This window comes from Nocardia sp. NPDC004711 (assembly GCF_053601595.1).
In genome coordinates this window covers 26,847-45,562 of sequence record NZ_JBSGCB010000035.1, presented here as the reverse complement: position 1 = coordinate 45,562, position 18,716 = coordinate 26,847, and the positions used below count along the sequence as shown (strand labels likewise).

Genomic DNA, 18,716 nt, shown 5'->3' with positions numbered 1-18,716 from the left:
AGGTGTGGGTCACCTAACAAGGCCTCCCTCGTCGGTTCAGGGGTGCGCTCATCACCGCGCGATCGTAGCTGTCGCTCACCACTCAGTCGGACAGCACAACTAGGGGTAGATCTCTCCGAACGTCTTACTGACCGCCCGATCGGGTCATACTGCAGCTCATGGGGTTTGAAGCTGTGCGGCGGCATTCTCGGCGGGGAAAGACAGGTGGGGGTTACGTGAGCGGGTACGGCCGCTTCACCGACCGACGCGCACCCAGGCGGGGCCGCTACACGTCTCTGTACGTTCATGGCTACCGCAGTGCTTCACCCATCCCGATCCTGTGGGCATTCGGGGTGATCGGGGGTGGTGTGGCCCTGCTTCTGGTCGTGCTGACCCTCACCCACATGGGATCGGCCGCCACGTCGGTCGACACGACTGTGGTCACCTCGACCGTCGCACCCGCACGACCGACTGCCCCGCCACCGCCGTGCTTCCCGGTCCAGACGTCCTGTTGATTGCACGACGCTGAGACCTTCAGCGCCACTGGAGGTCTCAGTTCTCGAACTGCTGGCCCGCACCGTGCCGGGTAGTCACGCAGGGTCGGCAGCGGTGATGCCGAGGCTGCGGTCGTACCAGGGGGAGACCTCTTCGAGGATCTCCAGCACGACGATGTTGTCCGCCGGGGTGAGCAGGGCGTCGAGGGGTTCCGGTAGTAGTCGCCGAAAATACAACGATGTTCGACGAGTTCTACCGGAATCTGAAACCTGTTGACCCACAGGGGATGTCCTGACCGCCGTGAAGAGCATGTAGCCGTCCTGTGCTTCCCCGGGCAAGTTCAGCCGTATCAAGCCCGCCGCCCGTACCGGACTGCCGGACGCCCCGAACAACTCGCGATGTCGAGTACACGTTCTGGCCCTTGCCTCGCCACTAACTAGATAAAGGCGAGGTGACCAGGAAGGCTGACGCGCAATGCATTGGGACGGTGCTGTATCGGTGGTTGCCGTGGGAGGACTGGCCCTCCAGATGATGCAGGCGACGATGACGGGCTGGCAGTTGCGCCGGCAGCTGCGCCGCGAGCGCGATGCGGCGCAATCCCCGCGTCCGCCAGGGGACATGGAGCAATCCTCCACCTCCCGGCATGCTGGGAGCGAGCCCGACGGCATGGCGGAAGGGGACAAGAACGATGCTTTATGAAGGTAGGCAGACCATCACGAGCAGCGTCACCCCCGAGTGGGCTGTGCTGGTCGAGCCCGACACGTGGAAGTTGAGCTGGCTGCCCGAAGCCCCACTGAGCCGGGAGGAAGCCCGACTGGGCATGATGCTCGACGAATTGCTCAGCAACCTCGACCTCGTCCATGATCCGGAAACCCACAAGGCCGTTAGCCGCTACGCCGACCAATTGGGCATCCCGCTGTCGCAGGCCCTACTTCTCTTGGTCCGTCGTGTCGGCGAGCGAGACCGACTCGAGCTCATGGACAAGACCGCCGAGATTGTCGACCAAGCCGGCGAGCTGATACCCGAGTGCGTCGTCGACGAGGCCGCCGACCAGCTCGACGTGGACACTCAGCCCGAGACCGCGCTCCAGACCGAGTTGTCCAAGGCGGATGAGGCCGCCGCGCAGGCGGATCGGCGCGCCGACGACCATGCCGCCGGCAGATTCGACGCCGAATACAGCGGCTTCTACCGCCAATTCGTCCCGACCCTGGTGGCCTTCCTGATCCGGCATGGCGCCACATCCGCCGATGCCGCCGACCTGGCGCAGGAAACCCTCGTCGACGCCTATCGCGCCTGGCCGCGGATCACGGCACCGGCCTCCTGGTGCTACCGGGTGGCCTTCCGGAAGTTCATCCACAGCAAGACGAGTCGACGCGAGGCCCCCCATGCCGAGCGGCCCGGCGAGCAGCATTCAGCGCTGCTGCGTTCCGACGACAGCGTGATCGGTCAGGACACCGTCGACCGCGCCTTGGCGCAGCTGCCGCCCCGGCAACGGCAAGTTATGGCGTTGACCATGTTCGATTTCACTCCCACCCAGATCGCCGAAGAGTTGAAGATCAGTCCGGTGGCCGTGCGCGGCAGTCTCCGAAAAGCCCGGCAGGCCCTGAAGAAATTCATCGACAACGAGAGGAACGGTGATCGGCAATGAGCGATCAGACTTCCGACGCGATCAAGCAGTGGAACCTCGCGCAGGACCAGGAGCTCATCGACACGCTGTCCGACACCCTCGACATCGAAGCCGGTCTGGCCGAAGCACTGCACCGCGGCCGCACCGCGAACTCCGGTCACCGGACTGACGACGGCCGCGAGCCGACCCCAGGTGAGGCCGAGCAGCCGTAACCGCTCGAGGTACTCGAACCGCCCGCGCAAAAGTAGAGGTTCCGGACTGTCAGGGCGTATGCATCAACAGTCGACGATGTTCGCGTCAGATGCGAGAAAGTCGTGTCGGACGCGAGCCTGGCCTGGAATCTGCCCGGAGACCTTCGTTCACGAGACATTTTCGGCTACAGCAGGTTTTCGGGGTCCCGGTAACGCCCGCTGTGCTGCGCGGATTGATAGCCAAACCGCTTAGCGTGACTTTTCGCTGATCTGGCCCAAGCCCCGGTACTCGCCGCACTTAGCCACCTCTACCGGGATATGTTCTCGCCTGTAGACCAGGACAAGCGTGCTCGCTTGCTCGATCGTAAAGCGAACCTGCTGGATCGGATCGCGGCCGAGGAAGGTCGACCCGAAGCGGCTCAGCAGGCAGCGGAAGCGCGAGCACTGGCCACCGAACTACGCGCCCAGCTCAGTTGATCGTTTTCCGCGCACACAAACGATGGGCCAAACCGTAGGCACCCCGAAGCCATATCGATGCGGTCCCCTTATTGGCCGATGTCGGGTACCGCGTTGAGCGGCTTCTCCAGGGGTTCGGCAGCGGGATCGAGGTACTTGCGCATGCCGTTCATGAAGGCGAACAGTGGGTCTGCTCGCTCGTCCTTCGGAGCAGGCTCTGTGTTGGAGGTGAGTAGCGGGAACGAATCCGCGAGAGTCACCACGACCACCTCTCGCGCGAGTTCGACCAGTTCGCGCGGGAGACTGACAGCGATCAGGTTGAACACGTTCAGCAGCGGCCGGATCCGTTCCGGCATCGACGATGCGGTGTCGAGCGCAAAGTCCACCCCTGGCGCGGCGTCCAGGATCTGTTTGACGCGCTCGGTAGCTTCCTCGGGCGTCGAGGGCGGATTCGCGGCGAGGTCCTTCTCGAGCCGCGCCTGCTTTGCTTTCGTCTGACTGAGCAGCCAGTTCACCCTGCCCAGCTGGAGGGCCTCGACCTCGGCGATCAACCGCGTTCCCAGGTCCCGAACCCGCTCCCGTCGTTGAGCTTCTTTTTCCCGTTCTTCCTTGCGTCCCTCGCTGTTGGCCAGGTTCTTATCCTTGACCCGCTCCAAAATTGCGCCACCCCCTGCTGTGCTGATCGCGCCGATGAGAGTGCCGGCGAGGGTAGTGACGGCAGTGGTCCACCAGGGAGCCGAGCCGTGGGTCAGGAAGTCGGAGAAGCCGCTCACAAAGAGCAACCTACGTCGGGCCTTGGCCGGCAGTCGTCAGCAGCCCGCCTGCAGCGGATAGCACGTGTGCCCGTCTCCGGCCGGCGTCGTCGGCACGACGGGCGGGGAACCACTAGCGGCGCCGGGTGCCGGCCGTCGGAATGGCTGGTTCCTCCGGCGAGGAGGACGCCGGCCACAAGGACCCCGCTGAGAGCCAGGAGCCCCAGCGGGGAGCCTGATCGGCCTCGGGATCGGCGGCTGTGCGCCCGCACGGGGCGCCCGTTGCGCAGATGCGCGCGTACACGGTGAACAGTCATAGCCGCGAAGTATGGCAGTAGGCACCGACAGTTTTCGGTTCGATCTTGTTGTGCTGCAAGACATCCCGCACCGCCGTCCGGCTTTCCGGCGAACTGTCAGAGCCTGTCCCGCGCTTCGACATGCGTGCTTGTCGTTTTGGGGTACAGCAGCATCCCGCTGACCGGCCGCGGACCGTGGACAACCCGTACCGATGCCCTCGTCGGCCTACTCGGCTACTACATCGACCTGCAGACGGCGGAGAAACAGAAGCGCCGACGGGCCCGACAATTTTCGCCCGAGTGAGAGCACTGACATCACCAGGACACGAAACCACTGGTCAAGCCATTGTCGTTGTTTTTCGCGCAATTACTACTGGAACCCCCTCTTGACGGCAGCGCGCGTCTCCCCCTGGGCTGACCGCGCCATCCGGCCAGCCGGAGCTCCGATGTGGGACGAGCATGCAGAGGCTCAACCAAACAACTTGTGGCAACAAGTTGACCGGTTGTTCGCCTAAGGTTCCTGACCTTGTCATCCGCGGCCGGGAAGCTCTGGTCGTGTTGTTACAAACGGAATCGAGACGAGGTGACCGGATGCTCGCAACGCGACGCGCAGCGCCACGCCCTCCGACGCAAAGGGGGTGGGCGAGCGGCCTCTTGTTCCGACACGACGCCTTGTCCTCGCTCGTGCTCGGTGGCCCGGCGGCCGTGCTCATCGGCGCTTTCGTCCTGCTGCCATTGCTGGTGGTGGGACTTCTATCACTTTTTTCGTTCGACCCGTTCACTCGAGAGTTGGACTTCGTCGGGTTGTCCAACTACAGCCGCGTGTTGACGAGCGGAGCTCTGCGGCAGGCGACGGTCAACACCGTTGTTTACGTCGTGCTGACGGTCCCGGTCAGCGCTGCTGTCTCGCTGTTGGTCGCGGTCGGCATCCGTGAAGTCAAACATCTGCAGGGACTGTGGCGCACCGCTTACTTCCTGCCCGCGGCCTCGACACTGACGGCGATGTCTGTGGTGTGGCGGTGGATGTTCTTCCCAGACAGCGGGCTGATCGACTCGACAGTCGGGCGCCTGTTCGGGATCCACGACTGGCTGGATTCGAAGGCCTTGGCGCTGCCGGCGATGGCCCTGATCGGCAACTGGCAGGAGCTGGGAACACTGATGGTGTTGTTCCTGGCCGGACTGACAGCGGTCCCTCACGGCGTGCAGGAAGCAGCGCGCCTCGACGGGGCGAGTGCATGGACACGGTTCTGGCACGTGTCGTGGCCGGCGCTGCGACCGACCACCGCGTTCGCCCTCGTGGTCGCCACCCGCGACGCGTTGCGGGCTTTCGATCAAATTCGGGTGATCACCGATGGCGGCCCGGTGAACAGCACGACCACCCTCGCTTACTACCAGTGGCTGCGGGGCGTGCACTATCTCGATATCGGCGGCGGCAGCGTCGTGAACCTCATCTTGTTGGTGCTGGTGCTGATCCTGGCCGGGATCATGCTGCCGAGCTACTGGCGACGTGCTATGGCGGCAGGGGCACGATGAACCTGCGTCTTTCACCGTCGTCGTTCAAGCAGATCCTTGTCCACCTGTGCCTGCTCGGCGGCGCGTTGCTGGTCCTGAGTCCGTTCGTGATCATGGTGTTCACTGCCTTCACCGCAGAGAAGTACGTGCTCGACGGGATCAGCTTCGAGCATCTGACTCTCGACAACTTCCGTATGGCCTGGTCCGCGCAAGCCTGGCCGGCGCTGTATGCGAACAGCATCGTGACCACAGGTCTGATCCTCATCGGAGGGTTGGTGACGTCCATCCCGGCGGGGTATCTGCTGGCCCGCCGGACATTCCGCGGAAGTGGCACCTATCTCGTGCTTGTGCTGGTGTGTCTGTCCATCCCCGCGCAGGTCACCGCGCTGCCGACCTACGTCGCGCTGGCAAAGCTGTCGTTGCTCGACACCATCACCTCTCTGGCGCTCCCGTTCCTGGGCTCCGCCTTTGGTGTGTTCTTGTTTCGGCAGTTCATTCTCACGATCCCGCGCAGTCGTTTCGATGCCGCTCGCATTGATGGCGTCGGGCCGGTGGCGATGGTGTGGCGTGTCGTGCTGCCGAGCGTCCGTCCGGCGATCTATGCCTTCGCCATGTTCAGCGTCACCTCGCACTACAACGATCTGTTCTGGCCCTCGGTCGTGCTGCAGGGCCCTCAGGCCGCGACGGTGCCGATCGGCCTGACGACCTATGTCAACCAGGATGTGGGCAACTATTACGGCCCGCAGATGGCCAGCGCGATTCTGGCGATCCTGCCGCTTCTGGTCGCGTTCGCGCTCGTGCAACGTCGACTCACCCAGGGTGTGGCCCTGGCTCAGTGAAGCCACTCCCTACCGCTCAACTCACCGAAGGACCCGCCATGTTCTCAATCCTCATTCGCCGTCGAGCGATGCTGCTCGCCGCAGCCGCAACCACACTGCTGATGACCGCCGCATGCAACGCGCAGAGCCCGGGGACCCGTGCAGCGTCGAGTCAGCCGAACTCGTTGACCATGCTGTCGTTCTCCTACGACCCGGTGCTCAAGTCGTACTCGCAGGCGCTGGACCCGCTCGAGCAAAAGACCGGTGTCAAGGTCACCGTCCACAGCACCGGCTCGTCGTCGTATGAGGACGTCGCACAGAAGCTCGCCAGCTCGATCACCGCCGGAAACGCTCCCGATATCGCCGCTGTCGGCACGAATGACGTTGCCCGATTCGCACAAGAGGGCGTCGCCCAGCCGCTAGACGATCAGCTCGCGGGCGATCAAGAGTTCGTCAAGACCAACTTCGAGTCGTCGCTGCTGGACGCCGACAAGGTCGACGGCAAGCAGTACGCGATCCCGTACTCGGTCTCGACGATGATCATGATGTACAACAAGGACGCGTTCACCAAAGCTGGTCTCGACCCGAACAACCCGCCGCGCACCTTCAGCGAACTGAAAGCAGATGCTCAGGCTCTGGTGCAGAGCGGGGCCGTGAAGACCGGGACCAATTACGCGACCGACACCAGCGGTAATTGGAATTTCCAGAACTACCTGTTCTCCGCCGGCGGCTCGATGATGGACCCGGGCCAGAAGAACATCACTTTCAACGGCCAGCAGGGACAAGATGTTCTGACCTTCTGGCGGAGCATGGTCTCCTCCGGGCTTGCCGTGGCCGGTAAGGAGGCCGATGCGGTCGACCGGTTCACCCGCGGTGATCTGGGGATCCTGATCGACAGCGGCGCGCAGTTGACCAACGTTGCGCCGAAGATCGGCTTCGGCCTCGGCGCGGCGCAATTCCCGGTCCCCGACGGCGGCACGCGCGCGGTCGCGCCGGGCGGTTCGTCGCTGATCGTCGTCACGAAGGACAAGGCACGTCAGGCGGCCGCATGGAAGGTGATCCGCGCGCTGACAGGGCCGGAGGGATCGACCGCGCTGACGACCAACACCGGGTACACCCCCGTGAGCAAGCTCGCCATCAACGGAAACGACTACCTCGCACCGCTGCTGGCCCAGCAGCCCCTGCGGAAGGTCTCGATCCAGGCGAGCACGCAGATGGTGCCGTGGTTCCAGTTCCCTGGCCGCAATGCCGTCGAGATCAGCACCGGGCTGAGCAACGAGATCACCGCGATCCTGCGAGGCGAGGAGACCCCGAAGCAAGGACTCGACAAGGCCGCTGACCAGGCCAAGGGCCTTCTCCCGTGAGCCGCCCCGCACTGCTCGGCGCTGACGACGAGCCCCACACCACCGAGGAGAGCGACATCGCTGATGAGGCGATCGTGCGTTGCAGCGATCTCGGCGTGCGCTTCGGCGATGCGACCGTGCTCGACGGCATCGAACTCACCGTGCAGGCCGGCGAAGTACTCGTGCTGCTCGGGCCATCGGGTTGCGGCAAGACGACCCTCCTGCGGACCATCGCCGGCCTGGAGAAGCCCACCTCCGGGACGGTGCACATCGAGGGCCGGGATGTCACCGGCATCGCTCCCGAACGACGCGGAGTGGCGATGGTGTTTCAGAACTACGCCCTCTACCCGGAGAAGACGGTCTCCGGCAACATCGAATTCCCTCTCCGGATGCAGGGCGTCGCTGCTGCCGAACGCAAACGGCGCGTTCGCGAAATTTCGCAACTACTGCGACTGGACTCGCTGCTGCAGCGCAAACCAGCGCAACTGTCAGGAGGCCAGCAGCAGCGCGTCGGGATCGGGCGGGCGCTGGTCCGCAACCCGGCAGTGCTGCTCATGGACGAACCGCTGTCCAACCTCGACGCCGAACTCCGTACGCAGATGCGCGCCGAGTTCCGCGCCCTGCAGCGACGACTCGGCACGACAACCATCTACGTCACCCACGACCAAACCGAGGCACTCAGTCTGGCAGACCGCGTAGCCGTGCTGCGCCAGGGCCGCATCGAACAACTGGGCCCACCCGAAGAGGTCTACCGCCGACCGGCATCGAAGTTCGTCGGCTCACTCGTGGGCGGAATGAGCTTCGTGCCGGCCCGGCTCGCGACACCCCACGCACCGAGCACCGCGGAGGTGGTGGGTGTACGCAGCGAAGACGTCCGTATCGGGCCCGGCGGGCCGGATGCGGTGACGATGACCGGAGCCACCGTCCTGACCGAGCTCGTCGGACGCGATCGCCTCGTGCACATCGATGTCGACGGAGCCGTCGTGCGTGCACGCCTGCATGCCGATCAGCCGGTCGGATCCGAGCTCACCGTGCACGTCGGCAAGCACGACCTGCACCCGTTCACCACAGACGGGCACCGCTGTCCGCCGTCCCCCATGGCGCACGCTTCACCGGCGCCGCCGGAACTGGAAAGGAATCACTAATGACCCGTTTCCTCGATATTCCCCGACCCTTCGGAATCGCTCATCGCGGCAGTGGTGTGGGCGTGACCGAGGACACCTTCCCCGGTGTGCAGAGCGCTATCGATCTGGGTTTCCAATGCGTCGAAATCGACGCGCGACTCACCTCCGATGGCCAGGTTGTCGTCTGGCATGACCCGAACCTCGTCCGCTTGCTCGGGCGTGACGTCGCAATCGACGAGATGACACTCGAACAGATCCGTGTAATCGAGCTCGCCGGTGGCGAACGTATCCGGACACTCGAAGAGTTCTTCGTTCGATTCCCGGAGCTCACCTTCCTTCTGGATGTCAAGCGTGACGAGTGCATCGAACCGGTCGCACGCATCATCGCCGACCTCGATGCGGCCGACCGTGTGTGCATCCATGGCTCGAACACCGACGGACCCGAGGACACCTGGCGTGTCTCCGGTGACCGGATGCGGCGCCTACGCGATCTGCTCGGCGCGTCGGTGCCCGGGACTATCAGCCACAGCTCGATTCTCGCCGTGGCCGAAACTGGGCAGCTGCCCGAGCAGGAGAGCGGTCGCTACGCGGTGTTGTCGAGCAACTACGACCACCTCAACTGGAAAACTCCCGATTTCATCGCCACGATGCACGCCGCCGGCGTGCAGGTCATCGCCACAGACCACGGCGACCCCGCCGTCCTCGACACCCTGATTTCGATCGGCGTCGACGCGTTGCTGACCGACCTGCCAGCGATGGTGAGCGACCGGCTGCGCACGCAGGAGCAGCGCGACCAGCACACGACTGCCGAGACAGTGGAGAGCGGGTCGGCGCATGTCTGACCAGATTCCCACCTACGTCGCCCTCGCTGACCGGCTTGCCGCCGATGTGGAGGCCATGCCCGCCGGCACTCGTCTCGTCTCCGAAAACGAGCTCGCCGCGCGAGAGTCGGTGAGTCGAGACACCGCCCGCGCCGCCCTGCAGGAGCTTGAGCGCCGCTACCTCGTGCGGCGGTCGCACGGCGCCGGCACCTTCGTCGCTCCGCGCATCGCCTACCCGATCGGCCCGGACACCCCGCCGAGCTGGACCGAGACAGTACGACGCGCGGGTGCGACACCGCGGCGGGAAGTCCTCGACGTCAGACAGCTTGACGAGCCCGACCCGTATGTGCAGCACGAACTGGAGTTGACCCCGGGTGAGCCGGTCCTGCGCGTCACTACCCGCGGATTCGTCGACAACGTCGCAGCGACCGTCACCATCGCCTACCTCCCGGCCACGCTCGCTCCGCTCATGGAGGAGCAGCTCGCACTCGGCGGATCCCAGTACAGCCTGCTGGTCTCCCTCGGGTACACGCCGCAGCGCGACTGGATCGCCGCCGAACTCGACATCGTCGATCACCAAACAGCCCGCTGGTTGGAACTCGTCGGCCGCCCGCCGACCTGGCGCAGCGAGTCGCGCCTGTCCGACGCCGCGAGCGGCCGCCCCCTGCACTACGCCACCGGATGGAGCCGCCCCGACGTGATCCGGCTGCGTATCGCCATCAACGACCGAACGAAGCGGAATTCATGACAGCGCACACCACCATCGACCTCGACGCCGACCGCGATCTTCGCACCGGGTTGCTCGCTCGCGCCGATCGCACGGCCCTGATCGAACTCGCCGACACCTGCCTCGAAGGCCTCGAGGTCTCGCTGATCACAGGACCCCAGCTGGGGACCCTTCTGATGCAGATCCGCGAGCCGATCGAACGCCGCCGGTTCTACCTCGGCGACGTTCTGGTGACCGAGGTCCGCCTCAGCGTAGGTTGCCGGCAGGGGTGGGCGATTCGCCTCGGCGACGACCCGGAAGCCACCGTCGCTGCCGCTATCTGCGACGCATGCTCCGAAGCCGAGAGCCCGTACCGTGCGGCCATCCTCGAGCTATGCCGGGCGACGCAGGCACAACTGGCCGCGAACAGCTCTGCCGACATCGCCGACATCGTTCCCACTGCGATCGCGTTCGAGGAGCTCGGCGGATGATCACCTCCAGGATCAACTCAGCAGTCGTGGCCTCGCTGCCGCAGCAGACACCGCAGCAGGCCTTCAGTGGGCAGACGTTCCGGGCGCTGCTGTCGGCGTTGTCACAGCCGGGAGCGCGAATCGAGCGAACGCCCGCACCGGAGTTCTTGGCGACCACCGTGCCCAGTGTGTGCCGCCTTCCACTCGCACTCGCCTCCCACGGCACACCGATCGCCGTGCCCGGTGTCGATGACACCGGGGCGCACGCCATCGCCACCGCAACCGGGGCCGAGCTGACGGACCCGGCGTGTGCGGAACTCATCGCCTTTGTCCGGGCACCACGGCCCGGCGAGCTGCTCGACATCGCCCGCGGCAGCGCCACCGAACCCGAACGCGGTGCCTCCGTCGCCATCAGTGTCGCCGGGCTGCGCACGCTGACCTCGCACGAACCCGCGATCGCGGATAACGAGCGGCACCTGCGCATCAGCGGGCCCGGTGTTGACGGCAGCGTCAGTGTCGCCGTCGAGGGGGGCACTACAGTCCTGGACACGGTCCTGCGAGATCGGCGCACCGCCTGCCAGAAGCAGCCGGCCGGGATCGAGTTGTGGTTGTTCGATCCCACCGGCAACGTGCTGGGGATCCCGCGAAGCAGCACCATCACCTGGGAGCACTGACATGGCCTACCAATCCACCGGCCTGGCCGCCATCGAGGCCGCCGAGCGACTCGTGCGCCACCACCGTGACCACGACGACAGCGCACACCTGGAACTCGACCAGATCATCGGCCGGCTGCGGATCGTGGTCGACCAGGTCATGTCCGAAGGCGGGCTATGGGACGAAGCAACCGCGGCCCGCGCGTTCCGGCAAGCCGAAGGAGACACCTTCGAGGCCGCCTCGCTGGTGCGCACCTTCCGCTTGAGCCTGCCTCGACTCGGCGTGACCCCGCCCATCGACGCCGACGAACTCATCCCCCTGCGCCGGGTGGTGCCGGCATACCGAACCCCGCCTGGACGACAGGTCCTCGGCAGGACCCGCGACTACATGCCCCGCATCCTGCAACGCCAGCACGACCCGGCTGCACATGAGACGACTCACGATCGTCGCGACCAGCGCCGCGACGACAACGGGCTCGGCGAGAACCCCGGACGCCTGTACTACCTGCTGCAGGCGCACGACATGGTGGTGGCGCGCAACGCCCCCGGCGACCCGGACCCGATCGATGTGGTCCGCCAATCGCCGCGGCCCGGCCAGGACCGCTCAGCGCGGCTTGCGCTACTGGCCCGGGGTGAGACCGCGGCCCTGGTCACACACTGGTACACCGACCTGCTCGACTCCGGATCCTACGACCACACCGTCGTCGCAGGCGAGATCCGCGGCGGACGGCTTCCGGTGCGGGTGACCAACCCGCTGACCGGTGGCGCGGTGCATGTAGGCGACATCCGGGTGACAGAGGCGGAGGCAGTCGAAGACCTCGACGGACCCGACGAGGACGCCTCCCGCTTCGATGTCGGTTACGGGCTGTCGTTCGGACAGAACGAACGCAAGGCAATGTCGATGGCCTGTCTGGACATCGTCCTCGAACGTGATCGCGGCCGCACCGGCCAAGAGGAACGCATCCTGCGCACCGCCGACGGTATGGACGCCAACGGGCTCATCGAGCACCTCAAGTTGCCGCACTATGTCACCTTCCGGGCCGCGGCCGACATCAAAGCGGCGCTGCGCGCCCGCGCCACGCACAACCGTCAGGAATCCGATCATGAGTGACCAGGCCCTCTCCGAGGCGCCCGCCCGCACCACCGTTCACCGGCTCGCGAGCTCACCCCAAACCGACAGCTTCGCCCTGCTCGACGAGGACACCAAACGCGACGTCCGCCGCGCCATCCTGAAGGCGACCGCGATTCCCGGCCATCAGGTTCCGTTCGCCTCGCGTGAGATGCCGGTGCCCCGCGGCTGGGGCAGCGGTGGGCTGCAGGTGAGCTTGAGCGTCGTCGAACCCACCGACGTCGTCAAGGTCATCGACCAGGGCGACGACGACGCGGTCAGCGCTGCGAATCTGCGGCGGCTCATCACCCAGACCAGCGGTGTTGCCGACACCAACAAAACACGCGAGGCCACCCTCATCCAGAGTCGGCACCGGATCCCCGAACACCCGCTCGAGGGCGACCAGCTGCTGGTCCTGCAGGTCCCGATCCCTGAACCGCTGCGCCCCATCGAACAGCGACTCGAGGAAACCCTGCGCATGCACGCCGAGCAGGACTATGCGCTGATGTGGGTCGGGATCTACGAGGAGATGGTGCGTTGCGGCGCTACCACCAAATCGTTCGGGTATCCGGTCCTGGTCAACGGCCGCTACATCATGTCGCCCTCACCCATCCCGAAATGGGACCTCGCCAAACTCGACAACGCCGATAACCTCACTCTCTTCGGCGCCGGCAGAGAGCGCCGCATCTACGCTGTGCCCCCGCACACCAGCGTTGAGCCGCTCGCGTTCGACGACATCGAGTTCACGGTGGAATCAGTGCCCGGAACCTGCGCGCGCTGCGGCAGCGAATCGACCTACCTCGTCGAGGTGCCCGATCCCACCGGCGGTGGGGGACGATGGATCTGCAGCGATACCGATTGGTGTGCCGACGCGCGTGCGATGAGCACAAGCCGCGCAGCTTCGCACCCGCAAGTCCACGACGAAGCCCGGCGACACCCCACCGCACGCGAACGCAGTGGACTCGCTGCGACCTCGGCTGCGCTGATCCTCACCCCGCAGCAGCGCAACGCCGAACACGCCACCACGCTCGAGGCGCGGGATCTGCTCGTACGATACGGCGCGTTCACCGCAGCACGAGATGTCTCCTTTCGCGTCAACGCCGGCGAGGCACTCGGCATCGTCGGCGAATCCGGATCCGGCAAATCCACGGTTCTGCGCACACTCACCGGCGAGCTACAACCCGACCGTGGCTCGGTGCTGTTGAACACGAACAACGGGCCCGTCGACCTCTACAGCATGAGCGCCGCGCAGCGCCGGGCACTGCGCGTCGGCCAAATCGCGCTCGTGCACCAGGACGCGGCACGCGGGCTCGACCTGCGGCTCAGCGCCGGCGGCAACGTCGCCGTTCCCTTGGCCGCCGCCGGCGCACGCTCCTTCCACGCCATCCGCGCCACCGTGCGTCACCTCCTCGAGCGCGTCGAAATCCCCGAGGACCGCATCGACGATCCGGTCCACAGCTTCTCCGGAGGTATGCGCCAACGGGTCCAGATAGCCAGAGCGATCGCCAGCGCACCGTCGATCCTTCTTCTCGACGAACCCACCACCGGACTCGACGCGTCCGTCGCCGCCGGGGTGCTCGACCTGATCCGGGGACTCATCGAGGAACTACATCTTGCCGCTGTCGTGGTGTCCCACGACTTCGCCGTCGTCGAGCTTCTGTGCCGCCGCACCGTCGTGATGTATCAGGGTCGCGTCGTCGAATCGACCCTCACAGACCAGCTTCTGGAAGACCCCCAACACCCCTACAGCCAGCGACTCGTCGCCGCCGCACGAGGTTGACATGACACAGGTATTGACCGTCCACGCACTGACCAAGACGTTCACGCTGCACCACACTGGACGCCGCATCGAGGGCCTGCGCGGCATCGACCTCACGGTTTCCCGGGGCGAGCACGTCGCTCTGGCCGGAACGAACGGATCCGGCAAATCGACACTGCTGAAATGCGTGTACCGGACCTACCTGCCCAGCAGCGGGTCGATCGTCGTGCACCTGCCCGATGGCGAGGTCGATATCGCCGCACTCGACGCGACCGAGGTCGCCGACCTTCGTGAACGCCACATCGGCTATGTATCGCAATTCCTGCGATCCGAGCCGCGCCGCACCGTCCTCGAACTGGTCACCAAGGCCGCCAGCCGGCTCGGATTCCCACCCGATGCGGCCCGCGCCGCCGCGACCGCGACCCTCGATGAGCTGAACATCGGTGAGCGGCTGTGGCACGTTTACCCGACCCTGCTTTCGGGCGGGGAAAAGCAGCGGGTCAACATCGCCGCCGGCACCATCGCCCCGCCACCCCTTTTGCTGCTGGACGAGCCGATCTCTGCCCTCGACCCCGCCAACCGCGACCTCGTGATCGAGCGAATCGAGCACCTCACCGATCACGGCACCGCTGTCGTGTCCGTCTTTCACGACCCCGAGGTCATCGACCGCGTCGCTGATCGCGTCGTCACCCTGTCCGAAGGCCGCGTCGCCCACCAGCGAACCATCGCACACCTGGAGAATTCATGACCCCCATCGCACTGCACGCTGCCCGCCTCTACACCGCGACCGGCGCCGATGACGGCCACCCCGGCTACGTCACCATCGACGCAGACACCATCATCGCCGTCGGCAAGGACCCGGCGCCCGGCGCACAAGTCATCGAACTCGGCGACGTCGACGTGATCCCGGGGCTGGTCGACCTGCACTCGGACTGCTGGGACCAAAAGGCCCATCCACGCCCCACCTACGGCTTCCCACTCACCGACGCCCTCGTCGTCCTCGACGCGGAGGCAGCGGCCTGGGGGATCACCACCCACTTCGCGTGCGTGATCATGCAAGACGACATCCTCAAATGGCGTTCGCTCGAGCAAGCACTCGACGCGGTCGAGGCCATACGCACGCTGAAGGCACAGTTGCGTGTCGATCACCGCATCCATCTTCGGTTCGACCTCACCACCGAATACCTCGACACCGCGCGCAAACTCGCCGAGACCGGCGACATCCACCTGCTGTCCTACCTGGACTACACACCAGGCCAGGCATCGTTCAAAGAACAGGACGACTGGAAGCAGTCGATGAGTTATGCCGGTGCGCAGAACCTCGACGAAGCTCTGGTGAAGCGACAGGCGGCCCAGCCCTATGTTGCGGCGGTTCGTGAGGAACTCGCCGAGCTGGCCCGCGAACACGACATCGCCTTCGCCTCGCACGACGATGACAGCCCCCGGGCTGTGCAGCTCGCCAACGCTCTCGGAGCCCGCATCGTCGAGTTCCCTGTCACCAAGGATGCCGCCGAAGCCGCGCGCACCCACGGCCTGTCCACCGTGATGGGCGCACCGAATCTGCTTCGCGGAGCCAGCCAAACCTCGGGAAACCTGTCGGCCAGGCAGGCACTCGAATCCGGGCTCCTCGACATCGTGGCCTCCGACTACTACCCGCCGGCGCTGCTGCGAAGCATCTACCGTGTCGCCGAAGAAGGCGTTGTGTCCAAAAGCGACGCCATCCGTCTCGCGACCGCGAATCCTGCCGCAGCAGCCAACTTGACCGATCGTGGAACACTCGAGCCCGGTAAGCGAGCCGATCTCGTCGTAGTCCGCCAGCTCAACGGTCAACCAGTTGTGACCCAGACCTGGGTGCAGGGACAGCCCGCCTTCGGGGCGCGATCGTGAAACCTGAACAACACCTGCACCCCGCATTGACCACCGCCGCGCAAGCAGCACGCATCGCCTACCACAGCGCACGAGCGACCTACCCGAGACAACAGCTCGAGGCGGTGCACAGCGTCGGCGCCGACGGCACAGACACCATGCTCATCGACGTCCTCGTGGAGACCGCGATCCTCAACGCAGTCGATGCGATCCCGGTGAACATCCTCTCCGAAGAAGCCGGACACATCGACAAAGGCCACGCGGCCACGCTCGTGATGGACCCTCTCGACGGCAGCGCCAACGCCGCCGCGGGCGTCCCGCTCGCCTGCTTCTCCGCCGCGCTCGTTGTTGACGGCGAGTTCGATCAGGCACTGACATGCTGGGTCGAAACCGGAAACACCTGGCACGCATCCGAACGAGGCGCCTGGGACCCCCTCGCACGCCCACTCATTCCTCGTCCATCGGCAAACCTTGCCGACGCAGCGATCGATTTGCTCAGACCGCACACCGACAAACCGGCCGGAGCCGGATGGTGGGCCATCGCCACCGCAGCCAAGCGAGTCCGCATACTGTCCTGTTCGACCCTCGAGACCGCACTCGTCGCCGACGGATCGATCCACGCCTTCGCCGACGCAGGCAGCGACACCCACCGCATCGTCGATCTCGCGTTCGCCGCGACGCTGGACCGTCTCGGCATCGCATCGCTGCGAGACCTGCACGACCGACCGGTCGAATTCGATGTCGACCTCACCCGCCGCTGGAGCGGAATCTTCGCATCCAACGACACTCTGGCCCTAGAGGTCCAGACGCGAATCAAGTCAGGCATAGAGGCCGGTGATTCCCCGGAGTCTCAATGCTGCGACCAGCACAGCAATCACGTTCTGCGCCACAGTGATTGACGATGCCGCCGGGGAGGGGGTTGCGACGGCATCGGCGGCAACGACGACAGGCTCGAAGTCGACGTGGCCGAGAGCGGCCGCGGGCGGGTACCCCTGAGCTGCCCCATCGCAATGCTGGATCGGACGGCCGAAGACGTCATCGCGGCACGCAAGGCGGGAAAGCGCTTGTGAAGGTGGGCGATCCGGCAGCGAGCTCGGCGTCGTGCCGCGACGCCGCGGGCTCGGTAGGAAGGGCTTCGCGGCGGCGTACCAGCGCCTGCGCGTGCTGCGTCAGCTCACGCACGAAGGCGCGAATTGGGCGAGTGCGGGGGTCCTCGGACATTGCTCTCGTACCGACAGGGGTAGCACGCATCGGCAGGGGCGGCGCCCGGGGGGCGACCATCGAACCATGGACCGTCAACCCAGAATTCGCCAACGATTCGGACAATCGACCGGAGAGTACGACCTAGCGGAATCGGCGGCGTCGCGGTGGCCGGTCAGCGGACGGCCGACACGAGCTGTCGTGCGGCGACCCGCTCGACCAGCAGCGGAACGAATTCCCGCACCGGACGGCCATCGAAGTCCTGGTGGATCTCGTGCACGATCGTCGTGATGGTCCAGGTGCTGATTGCCGGGAACCGCTGCGCGAGCCGGTCGGTGAGTTCCTCGAGCCGCCTGATCTCATCAGATGATGGCATGAACCATGGTTGCTCGCCGTTGGCGCGGCAGTCAACTGAAGTCGATCCGGTTCGGTCGGTATGCCCCGAAATTTCTTCGGCGGCAACCGGATCCGGGCCGGATCGCCCTGGTACGTCCTTGGGGCAGATTCGTCGAGCAGGCGAGGGGGATTCGGGGCGGGTGCGTAGTCCTCGGCCGCATGCCCGGCCGGTGGTGATGGGCGGGGTGCTGGGCCACCACCACCGTCACGGCATTTCGTATCCGGGCTGGGGCTGGCAGCCGCATGTGAAAGGCACAGAGGATGGGAGTCCGGCGGTGTCACTCAGGCGAGGCCGTGGGTGCTGGCGCGGTGGGTGCCGGGCAGGGACCGGGGCCCCTGCCCGCAGGGTCAGCCGCGTTCGAGCCAGGTGTCGAGTCCCTGATCGAAGTTGGCGGCGTTGCGCTCGTTCTGGAGGAAGTGGGTGGCGCAGCCGCGGATTGAGCAGGTGTAGTACAAAGCGCACGGGTTCCAGGAATCCCGGCCGAGCTGGCGGCCGAAGTCGTCCATCGTCGCGGTATCGGTGCCTCCCCTGGTGCGGGTTCGTAGTCGAATCGGCTGCGGGCGGATTGCTCGGTTCAGTGGACGGCATAGCGGTCACCAGTTATTGCGACGGTGCTTGAGCCACTGTCGCATTGCCGAACATTCAGGAGGCGCTCACAGGAAGTGCCGCGCGTGGCGCCCATACCACTCAGATGCGCGGATTGCTGCAGCTGCGCGACATCCGACGGCTACGCGGTTCATCTCCAAGGGAGTGGAACGCGGGCGCCGTCCGCTGCCCCGTTACCGACAACGTCACAGACGGAAGGGCAATCCATGGCGAAGAAGGTCACCGTAACTCTGGTAGACAACTACGACGGCGCATCGACGGCCGACGAGAACGTCTGTATCGCACATATGCCTGGGCCAGCGCGGAGTCGACGGCCTGGTGCCGCCGATCCACTCGGGGATCGCGTCGAAATCAGCAGTGCGAGAGAAGGTTTCGCCTTCGGTGTCCAGCTCCCGTCGGACGGCGACCTCTGCGCGAACCAAATCAGCGCTGTGCAGGTCGACTATCAGTGGCGCGAGGTCGCGATAGCGATCGCTGAGAGCTGAAACCATGGCCGCGCGATGTGTGGGTGCCTGATAGCGACTCCGTGGATGAAGT

Annotated in this window: 22 protein-coding genes; 18 read left to right on the top strand and 4 right to left on the bottom strand. The window is 65.6% G+C overall.

Going from position 1 to position 18,716, the window contains the following annotated elements:
- Positions 1-569: 569 nt before the first annotated feature.
- Positions 570-710 (bottom strand): hypothetical protein, encoded by a 141-nt coding sequence (locus ACWEKS_RS31195; protein WP_452343398.1) that lies wholly within the window; start codon positions 708-710, stop codon positions 570-572.
- 238 nt (positions 711-948) lie between these two features.
- Between ACWEKS_RS31195 and ACWEKS_RS31190 the strand changes: the two genes are divergently transcribed.
- The 4 genes from ACWEKS_RS31190 (at position 949) to ACWEKS_RS31175 (ending at position 2,769) form a co-directional block, all read left to right on the top strand.
- Positions 949-1,173 (top strand): hypothetical protein, encoded by a 225-nt coding sequence (locus tag ACWEKS_RS31190; protein ID WP_452343397.1) that lies wholly within the window; start codon positions 949-951, stop codon positions 1,171-1,173.
- Positions 1,163-2,122 (top strand): RNA polymerase sigma factor, encoded by a 960-nt coding sequence (locus tag ACWEKS_RS31185; protein ID WP_452343396.1) that lies wholly within the window; start codon positions 1,163-1,165, stop codon positions 2,120-2,122. Before ACWEKS_RS31190 ends, ACWEKS_RS31185 begins: the two co-directional genes overlap by 11 nt.
- Positions 2,119-2,313: a hypothetical protein gene (locus ACWEKS_RS31180; RefSeq protein ID WP_452343395.1), complete on the top strand. Its 195-nt coding sequence runs from the start codon at positions 2,119-2,121 to the stop codon at positions 2,311-2,313. Before ACWEKS_RS31185 ends, ACWEKS_RS31180 begins: the two co-directional genes overlap by 4 nt.
- 333 nt (positions 2,314-2,646) lie before the next feature.
- Complete coding sequence (locus tag ACWEKS_RS31175; protein ID WP_452343394.1) at positions 2,647-2,769, top strand: hypothetical protein; 123 nt, start codon at positions 2,647-2,649, stop codon at positions 2,767-2,769.
- A 68-nt stretch (positions 2,770-2,837) separates the two neighbouring features.
- On the opposite strand, the gene ACWEKS_RS31170 is transcribed toward ACWEKS_RS31175, so the two are convergent.
- On the bottom strand, positions 2,838-3,521 hold the full coding sequence (locus tag ACWEKS_RS31170; protein ID WP_452343393.1) for a hypothetical protein: 684 nt from the start codon (positions 3,519-3,521) through the stop codon (positions 2,838-2,840).
- Between the two features lie 929 nt (positions 3,522-4,450).
- Between ACWEKS_RS31170 and ACWEKS_RS31165 the strand changes: the two genes are divergently transcribed.
- The 13 genes from ACWEKS_RS31165 (at position 4,451) to ACWEKS_RS31105 (ending at position 16,875) form a co-directional block, all read left to right on the top strand.
- Positions 4,451-5,329, top strand: coding sequence for a carbohydrate ABC transporter permease (locus ACWEKS_RS31165; protein ID WP_452343392.1), 879 nt, complete (start codon positions 4,451-4,453; stop codon positions 5,327-5,329).
- On the top strand, positions 5,326-6,147 hold the full coding sequence (locus ACWEKS_RS31160; RefSeq protein WP_452343391.1) for a carbohydrate ABC transporter permease: 822 nt from the start codon (positions 5,326-5,328) through the stop codon (positions 6,145-6,147). Before ACWEKS_RS31165 ends, ACWEKS_RS31160 begins: the two co-directional genes overlap by 4 nt.
- Before the next feature lie 68 nt (positions 6,148-6,215).
- Positions 6,216-7,490 (top strand): ABC transporter substrate-binding protein, encoded by a 1,275-nt coding sequence (locus tag ACWEKS_RS31155; RefSeq protein WP_452343390.1) that lies wholly within the window; start codon positions 6,216-6,218, stop codon positions 7,488-7,490.
- Entirely contained in the window at positions 7,487-8,614 is a 1,128-nt protein-coding gene (locus ACWEKS_RS31150) for an ABC transporter ATP-binding protein (protein ID WP_452343389.1), read from the top strand. The genes ACWEKS_RS31155 and ACWEKS_RS31150 overlap by 4 nt, the downstream gene beginning before the upstream one ends.
- Positions 8,614-9,435, top strand: coding sequence for a glycerophosphodiester phosphodiesterase (locus ACWEKS_RS31145; RefSeq protein WP_452343388.1), 822 nt, complete (start codon positions 8,614-8,616; stop codon positions 9,433-9,435). Before ACWEKS_RS31150 ends, ACWEKS_RS31145 begins: the two co-directional genes overlap by 1 nt.
- Positions 9,428-10,162 carry a GntR family transcriptional regulator gene (locus tag ACWEKS_RS31140; RefSeq protein ID WP_452343387.1) on the top strand — a complete coding sequence of 245 codons (735 nt, stop codon included), beginning with the start codon at positions 9,428-9,430 and terminating at the stop codon, positions 10,160-10,162. Before ACWEKS_RS31145 ends, ACWEKS_RS31140 begins: the two co-directional genes overlap by 8 nt.
- Positions 10,096-10,611, top strand: coding sequence for a phosphonate C-P lyase system protein PhnG (locus ACWEKS_RS31135; RefSeq protein WP_452343386.1), 516 nt, complete (start codon positions 10,096-10,098; stop codon positions 10,609-10,611). Before ACWEKS_RS31140 ends, ACWEKS_RS31135 begins: the two co-directional genes overlap by 67 nt.
- On the top strand, positions 10,608-11,264 hold the full coding sequence (locus ACWEKS_RS31130; protein ID WP_452343385.1) for a phosphonate C-P lyase system protein PhnH: 657 nt from the start codon (positions 10,608-10,610) through the stop codon (positions 11,262-11,264). The genes ACWEKS_RS31135 and ACWEKS_RS31130 overlap by 4 nt, the downstream gene beginning before the upstream one ends.
- A 1-nt stretch (position 11,265) precedes the next feature.
- Positions 11,266-12,354 carry a carbon-phosphorus lyase complex subunit PhnI gene (locus tag ACWEKS_RS31125; RefSeq protein ID WP_452343384.1) on the top strand — a complete coding sequence of 363 codons (1,089 nt, stop codon included), beginning with the start codon at positions 11,266-11,268 and terminating at the stop codon, positions 12,352-12,354.
- The gene (locus tag ACWEKS_RS31120; protein WP_452343383.1) at positions 12,347-14,131 is read left to right on the top strand and encodes an alpha-D-ribose 1-methylphosphonate 5-phosphate C-P-lyase PhnJ; all 1,785 of its coding nucleotides are present in this window, start codon (positions 12,347-12,349) and stop codon (positions 14,129-14,131) included. The genes ACWEKS_RS31125 and ACWEKS_RS31120 overlap by 8 nt, the downstream gene beginning before the upstream one ends.
- Position 14,132: 1 nt before the next feature.
- Positions 14,133-14,858 carry a phosphonate C-P lyase system protein PhnL gene (locus ACWEKS_RS31115; RefSeq protein ID WP_452343382.1) on the top strand — a complete coding sequence of 242 codons (726 nt, stop codon included), beginning with the start codon at positions 14,133-14,135 and terminating at the stop codon, positions 14,856-14,858.
- Positions 14,855-15,997: an alpha-D-ribose 1-methylphosphonate 5-triphosphate diphosphatase gene (locus tag ACWEKS_RS31110; protein ID WP_452343381.1), complete on the top strand. Its 1,143-nt coding sequence runs from the start codon at positions 14,855-14,857 to the stop codon at positions 15,995-15,997. The genes ACWEKS_RS31115 and ACWEKS_RS31110 overlap by 4 nt, the downstream gene beginning before the upstream one ends.
- Positions 15,998-16,023: 26 nt before the next feature.
- Positions 16,024-16,875, top strand: a complete 852-nt coding sequence (locus tag ACWEKS_RS31105; RefSeq protein ID WP_452343380.1) for an inositol monophosphatase family protein — start codon at positions 16,024-16,026, stop codon at positions 16,873-16,875.
- 476 nt (positions 16,876-17,351) lie between these two features.
- Here ACWEKS_RS31105 and ACWEKS_RS31100 read toward each other — a convergent pair whose 3' ends face one another.
- A complete protein-coding gene (locus tag ACWEKS_RS31100) occupies positions 17,352-17,552 on the bottom strand; it encodes a three-helix bundle dimerization domain-containing protein (protein WP_452343379.1) in 201 nt (66 codons plus the stop codon).
- 368 nt (positions 17,553-17,920) lie between these two features.
- A complete protein-coding gene (locus tag ACWEKS_RS31095) occupies positions 17,921-18,079 on the bottom strand; it encodes a hypothetical protein (protein WP_452343378.1) in 159 nt (52 codons plus the stop codon).
- Between the two features lie 306 nt (positions 18,080-18,385).
- Here ACWEKS_RS31095 and ACWEKS_RS31090 point away from each other — a divergent pair, with 306 nt between their 5' ends.
- The gene (locus ACWEKS_RS31090) at positions 18,386-18,664 is read left to right on the top strand and encodes a hypothetical protein (protein WP_452343377.1); all 279 of its coding nucleotides are present in this window, start codon (positions 18,386-18,388) and stop codon (positions 18,662-18,664) included.
- The last annotated feature ends 52 nt before the right edge of the window (positions 18,665-18,716 follow it).

Excerpts from the sequence above, each read along its gene's own strand:
- ACWEKS_RS31185 (WP_452343396.1), top strand. The coding sequence starts at position 1,163 with ATGCTTTATGAAGGTAGGCAGACCATCACGAGCAGCGTCACCCCCGAG.
- ACWEKS_RS31160 (WP_452343391.1), top strand. The coding sequence starts at position 5,326 with ATGAACCTGCGTCTTTCACCGTCGTCGTTCAAGCAGATCCTTGTCCAC.
- ACWEKS_RS31095 (WP_452343378.1), bottom strand. The coding sequence starts at position 18,079 with ATGGACGACTTCGGCCGCCAGCTCGGCCGGGATTCCTGGAACCCGTGC.
- ACWEKS_RS31140 (WP_452343387.1), top strand. The coding sequence starts at position 9,428 with ATGTCTGACCAGATTCCCACCTACGTCGCCCTCGCTGACCGGCTTGCC.
- ACWEKS_RS31135 (WP_452343386.1), top strand. The coding sequence starts at position 10,096 with ATGGAGCCGCCCCGACGTGATCCGGCTGCGTATCGCCATCAACGACCG.
- ACWEKS_RS31190 (WP_452343397.1), top strand. The coding sequence starts at position 949 with ATGCATTGGGACGGTGCTGTATCGGTGGTTGCCGTGGGAGGACTGGCC.
- ACWEKS_RS31115 (WP_452343382.1), top strand. The coding sequence starts at position 14,133 with ATGACACAGGTATTGACCGTCCACGCACTGACCAAGACGTTCACGCTG.
- ACWEKS_RS31125 (WP_452343384.1), top strand. The coding sequence starts at position 11,266 with ATGGCCTACCAATCCACCGGCCTGGCCGCCATCGAGGCCGCCGAGCGA.
- ACWEKS_RS31120 (WP_452343383.1), top strand. The coding sequence starts at position 12,347 with ATGAGTGACCAGGCCCTCTCCGAGGCGCCCGCCCGCACCACCGTTCAC.
- ACWEKS_RS31100 (WP_452343379.1), bottom strand. The coding sequence starts at position 17,552 with ATGCCATCATCTGATGAGATCAGGCGGCTCGAGGAACTCACCGACCGG.
- ACWEKS_RS31180 (WP_452343395.1), top strand. The coding sequence starts at position 2,119 with ATGAGCGATCAGACTTCCGACGCGATCAAGCAGTGGAACCTCGCGCAG.
- ACWEKS_RS31145 (WP_452343388.1), top strand. The coding sequence starts at position 8,614 with ATGACCCGTTTCCTCGATATTCCCCGACCCTTCGGAATCGCTCATCGC.
- ACWEKS_RS31130 (WP_452343385.1), top strand. The coding sequence starts at position 10,608 with ATGATCACCTCCAGGATCAACTCAGCAGTCGTGGCCTCGCTGCCGCAG.
- ACWEKS_RS31110 (WP_452343381.1), top strand. The coding sequence starts at position 14,855 with ATGACCCCCATCGCACTGCACGCTGCCCGCCTCTACACCGCGACCGGC.
- ACWEKS_RS31155 (WP_452343390.1), top strand. The coding sequence starts at position 6,216 with ATGCTGCTCGCCGCAGCCGCAACCACACTGCTGATGACCGCCGCATGC.
- ACWEKS_RS31090 (WP_452343377.1), top strand. The coding sequence starts at position 18,386 with ATGGCGAAGAAGGTCACCGTAACTCTGGTAGACAACTACGACGGCGCA.